Here is a 5768-nt window from a genome sequence, read left to right as displayed (position 1 = left end):
CCCAATCTGTATCGTCTTTTCATCACGGTAAACTGGGGAAAGAAGCAAGAAATAGTGCCTTATAACGTGGGATTCCGCCGTATAGAGCTGAAAACGGTTCACAACCTTTCGCCCAACGGCCGTGCCGACGCTTGTCTCTTTATCAACGGACAGCCCATAAAGTTCAAGGGAGTGAACATCCATGAGCACAATCCTCTTACCGGTCACTACGTCACAGAGGAGCTTATGCGCCGCGACTTCGCCCTTATGAAGCAGAATAACATCAACGCCGTGCGCCTATGTCACTATCCGCAAGGCCACCGTTTCTATGAATTGTGCGATGAGTATGGGCTTTACGTTTACGACGAAGCCAACATCGAGAGCCACGGTATGGGCTACAGCCTCGACAAAGGCAGGACCTTGGGCAACAATCCCACATGGTTGAAGAAGCACATGCAGCGCACCGAGAATATGTTTGAGCACGATAAGAACCATCCTTCGGTAACTTTCTGGTCGTTAGGAAACGAAGCCGGCAACGGATTTAACTTCTATCAAACTTATCTTTGGCTGAAAAAGCAAGACCAAGAGTGGATGGATCGCCCCGTAAACTATGAGCGTGCGCAGTGGGAATGGAACACTGACATGTTCGTACCACAGTACCCCGGCGCTGCTTGGTTGGAGCAAATAGGACGTAAAGGCAGTGATAGGCCGGTCATGCCTTCGGAATATGCCCACGCAATGGGTAACTCTACGGGTAATCTTCATGGCCAATGGGAAGCTATCTATAAGTATCCTAACCTGCAAGGTGGCTTCATTTGGGACTGGGTAGACCAAGGATTGCTCGTCGATGGCAAGCTGACGGGCCTCAAAGCCAACCATCCTTTGGCTACCGATAACAAGGAAAATCCGGCCCAACTCTCCTCGCCCGCTGCCTTCTATGCCTATGGTGGCGACTTCGGAACAAACGCCCCGAGCGACGGAAACTTCCTTTGCAACGGATTGGTCAACCCCGATCGCCGTCCGCATCCGGCCATGGCAGAGGTGAAATATGCCCATCAGAACGTGAAGTTTGAGGCCGTCGACCTGAAGAAAGGTGATTTCCGAGTGTTCAACCGCTTCTATTTCACCAACCTGAAGGACTACGATTTCTATTACGAAGTAAAGAAACTGTTTCCCGTTGCCGGCGTTATGGCCCAAGGAAAGCTTAATATCGAGGGCGCTCCCCAGCAGTGGGCGTCGTTCCATATTGACTATCCCGAGCAATTGGAAGACGAGAATGCCGCTGTCGTAAATGTGTTCATGAAGACCCGTGAAGACGCTTTAGGCCTGCCCAAAGACCATGAAATAGCCCGTGAACAGTTCGTTTATAAGCTTGAAAAGATAGCCATCGGCTCTGCTTACGCCGACAATTCACCCATCAAAACGGTAGTGAAAGACGATAAGATTACTATCTCCGACGCCCAACTTCGTTTTGTTTTCAACAAGAAAAAAGGCATAGTAGAGAGCTACAAGATATACGATCAGGAGTTAGCTCACGACGGTTTCGGCCTTCAACCCAACTTTTGGCGCGCGCCAAACGACAACGATTACGGCAACGGACAGCCCACTCGAGGCCAAATATGGAAAGAAGCCAGCCGCCAATTCAAGGTTTCCACGGCGCAAGTAACCAAGACCAAGAACGCCACAGTGCTGCATGTAGTCTATGACTTGCCCGCCGGCAACCGCTACTTGGTAGACTATACCTTCACGGGTTACGGCATGGTGAAGGTCGACATCACCTTTACGCCCGCCAAAGAGGGCACCGCCGAGCTGCCGAGAGTGGGCATGCGCATGCGTTTCCCGGCCGAATTCGGCAACATAAATTACTTAGGCAGAGGCCCGGAGGAGAACTATGGCGACCGCAATCATGGCACTTTCCTCGATATTTACAAGACAACGGCCGCCCAAATGTACTATCCCTACGTGCGACCGCAGGAAAACGGCCACCATACAGATACACAATGGATCGAGATTCTCAATAAAGAAGGCCGCGGATTGCAGCTCCAAGCCGACAGCTTAATGGAGTTCAACGCCCTCAGAAACAGCATAGAAGACTTTGATAGTGAAGAAGCTACGGCCCATCCGTACCAATGGAACAACTTTAGTGATGAGCAAATAGCCAATCACGACGAGGCTAAGGCCAAGAACAGGCTGCGCCGTCAGCACCACATAGATGACGTTCAACCTCGCAATTTCATAGAATTGTGCCTCGATTGGCGCATGCAGGGCGTGGGAGGATACGATAGTTGGGGCTCATGGCCTGACAAACCATTCCTCATTCCGGCCAACCGACAGTATCACTGGTCGTTTACCATCGCGCCACAATCCTACGCCGTAGAGAAAGTTGTGGAGGTTGAATAACCCCAAACATGCCTTATTTCGGCATGACAACCCCATTATTATCACACTGCAGCATGCCGACAAGCCGGTCTGCATGCTGCTTTCTTTTCCTAAAAAACAAACATTCTACCTATTCAAATGAACAAGTTAACATTGCTAACGGCCGCGCTTTGCCTTGTATTATCGGCTAACGCTGCCAAGAAAAAGCCACTACCCTACCAAGACAAAAGGCTTTCGGTAGAGCAACGGGTCAGCGATTTGCTCTCACGGATGACCCTTGAGGAGAAAGTAGGCCAGCTCCGATGTACCTTGGCATGGAACTATTACGACCTGAAGGGCAAAAGCGTGGTGCCCGGTGAGCAGTTTAAGAAAGATATAAAAGAAGGAAACATCGGCATGTTGTGGGCCACTTACCGTGCCGATCCATGGACTCGGAAGTCGCTCGATAACGGATTGACGCCCGAAATGGCCGCCAAATGCGGCAATGCGCTGCAGAAGTACGTGATGGAAAATACCCGATTGGGTATTCCACTCTTCCTTGCGGAGGAGGCACCCCACGGCCACATGGCCATCGGAACTACCGTTTTCCCCACCGGTTTGGGCATGGCGGCCACGTGGAATCCTGAATTGATAGAACAAGTAGGCCGTATCATCGCCAAAGAAGTGCGCCTTCAAGGTGGTCATATCAGCTATGGACCGGTGTTAGACGTGAGCCGTGACCCACGATGGAGCCGCGTTGAGGAGTCGTTTGGCGAAGATCCCACCCTCACAGCTTACATGGGAGCGGCCATGGTCAAAGGTTTGGGCGGCGGAAAGCTCCACAATCCCTTCGCCACACTGGCCACTTTGAAGCATTTTATAGGCTATGGCACCACCGAGGGCGGCCAAAACGGAAACCCAACGTTCCTCGGTATGCGTGAGATTCATGAGAGTTTCCTGCCTCCTTTCAAGCGAGCCATCGACGCCGGTGCCCTTTCCGTGATGACATCGTACAACTCTCTCGACGGTATTCCCAGCACTGCGAACAGTTATTTTCTAACCGACGTGCTGCAAAAAGGCTGGAATTTCCGTGGATTTGTCGTTTCCGACCTTTATAGTATCGACGGAATATGGCAAACTCATCACGTTGCGGCCACGCGCGACGAGGCAGGTATCATGGCCCTTAACGCAGGAGTAGACGCCGATTTGGGCGCACTGGCCTATGAACACTTGGCCGACGCCGTAAGAAAAGGCCAACTGAGCGAGGACAAAATCAACGCTGCCTGCGCCCGAATACTGCGCATGAAGTTTGAAATGGGACTGTTTGACAATCCTTACGTCGACCCCAAGGCCGCCCGAGAGGTACGCAACGCCGACGCCATAGCTACCGCCCGAGAAGCCGCCCGCCAGCTCGTGACGCTCCTAAAGAACAAAAACAACACGCTGCCGTTGGCCAAAGACATGAAGGTAGCGGTCATAGGACCCAATGCCGACAACGTTTATAACCTCTTAGGCGACTACACCGCACCGCAGGAGCGCAGCAACGTGAAGACCATTCTCGACGGCGTAAAGACCAAACTGCCCGCCGCCAACATAGAATACGTGAAGGGTTGCGCCGTAAGAGATACCAACCAAGCCGACATAGCAGCCGCCGTGGCCGCAGCAAAGCGGGCCGACGCTGTGATAGTGGCCGTGGGTGGCAGTTCGGCTCGTGACTTCAAGACGAGCTATAAGGAAACGGGCGCCGCCGTAAGCGACAGCAAGAGCCTGAGCGATATGGACTGTGGAGAAGGTTTCGACCGTGCCACGCTTACCCTACTGGGCCGCCAGCAAGAGCTGTTAGAGGCCCTTCGACAAACCGGAAAGCCATTAATCGTAGTCTATATCGAAGGAAGACCGCTCGAAAAGACATGGGCCGACGAGCATGCCGACGCCCTTTTGACGGCCTATTACCCCGGACAAGAGGGTGGACAGGCCATTGCCGACGTTATATTTGGCGACTATAACCCCGCAGGACGCCTGCCCGTGAGCGTAGCCCGCCACATAGGACAACTGCCGGTGTACTATAACAAGAAGGCGCCCGCGGCCCACGACTACGTGGAAATGAGCGCCCGACCGCTTTACAGCTTTGGTTACGGACTGAGCTATACTACCTTTGACTACGCCAATCTAAGCGTAGAGCGAAAGGATAGGACCACTTTCAACGTGAGTCTCGACGTAACCAACACGGGAACGCGCGACGGTGAGGAGGTAGCCCAGCTCTATCTGCACGACGAACTGGCCTCCACCACCCAACCGCTCATGCAACTCAAGCATTTTAAACGGGTCATGATAAAGCGTGGCGAAACCCAAAGAATCAGCTTTACGCTCACGGCTGACGACCTGAGCATTGTAGACCAACAGCTCAAACGGGTGGTAGAGCCCGGCGACTTCACGCTCATGATAGGCTCGGCGTCGGACAATATCAAGCTCAAAACCACGATTACCGTCGACCGATAACCTACAAACATAAAAACATCATGCGCCAATGACATTCTCATTGGCGCACGATGTTTTTTCGATTATCAAAGCCTAAAAATAGCGTTACAACGCAGCGATAACTCCATGCCTAAGTTCTCATTTCACCGCTTTCTTGCATTCCCCTTCTTAACGCCGTACAACGACTTTGCGGAAGCGGCCTTTTGACCCGCCCAAAGCAGTGCTTTGACAACACGAAAGCGGCCTTTTCATCAGGTGAAAAGGCCGCTTTCGTTTTCTTGTTCGTATAGAAATTTTTTCCTATTCGTATAAAAATATTTTCCTATCCGTATAAAATGACTTTACGGTTCTTATCAAATGATTTTACCGCAGTGAAAAAATCGTTTTCTTGTTCATATAAAATCATTTTCTTATCCGCACAAAACCGTTATCTTGCTTTGGCAAAACGGTGGTTTTATTTCTTATCGTGCTTCTTCCAATACTTGGCACCGCGCTCTTTCAGTTTGGCCGTGAAGGCAGCGGCTTCCTGCTCAACCTTGGCTTCTTCCTCGGCCGAGGCGAAGGCGTGGGCATAACCCTTCTGCTCCTTCCACTGGCCACGGGTGAAGTCGGGCACGGCCACCGGCATGTTGCCATGGTCCATTGACAGACTTCCAAGCTCGGCCAAACAACACCATTCGGCCATGTCGTACACGTCCATATCCAAGGGCAAACCGTGTTGCAGGCAGTAAACCAAGCGGCTATCCATGATGAAATCCATGCCACCATGGCCGCCCACCTGCTTGGCTTTGGCCTCATAGATGGTCACGAGTGGGCTTTCGTACTTGGCCTCGAGGGCCTTGCGGTCGGCCGCTTTCATGTAGCTGTGGCCCGAAAGGTCGTCGGCTGACGGCGTAACGCCGGCTTTCTTCATGTCGTCGCCCGACAAAGCGTAGCCCGAAGTGGGATATTTG

General features: G+C 52.2%; 2 protein-coding genes and 1 pseudogene. 2 read left to right on the top strand and 1 reads right to left on the bottom strand.

Annotation, left to right across the window (positions count from 1 at the left end):
* Together VIR50_RS08185 and VIR50_RS08180 are read left to right on the top strand one after the other, a co-directional pair.
* Positions 1–2379: glycoside hydrolase family 2 TIM barrel-domain containing protein (locus VIR50_RS08185; RefSeq protein WP_331934651.1), on the top strand; the 2379-nt coding region annotated here is incomplete at its 5' end.
* 117 nt (positions 2380–2496) lie between these two features.
* Positions 2497–4836 carry a glycoside hydrolase family 3 N-terminal domain-containing protein gene (locus tag VIR50_RS08180; protein WP_331934650.1) on the top strand — a complete coding sequence of 780 codons (2340 nt, stop codon included), beginning with the start codon at positions 2497–2499 and terminating at the stop codon, positions 4834–4836.
* A 433-nt stretch (positions 4837–5269) separates the two neighbouring features.
* Here VIR50_RS08180 and VIR50_RS08175 read toward each other — a convergent pair.
* A pseudogene (locus VIR50_RS08175) lies at positions 5270–5768 on the bottom strand (glycosyl hydrolase); the annotation flags it as partial.

The sequence above is a fragment of the Prevotella sp. genome, from assembly GCF_036570325.1.
Taxonomy (GTDB): Bacteria; Bacteroidota; Bacteroidia; order Bacteroidales; family Bacteroidaceae; genus Prevotella.
This window is presented reverse-complemented; position numbering and strand designations above follow the sequence as displayed.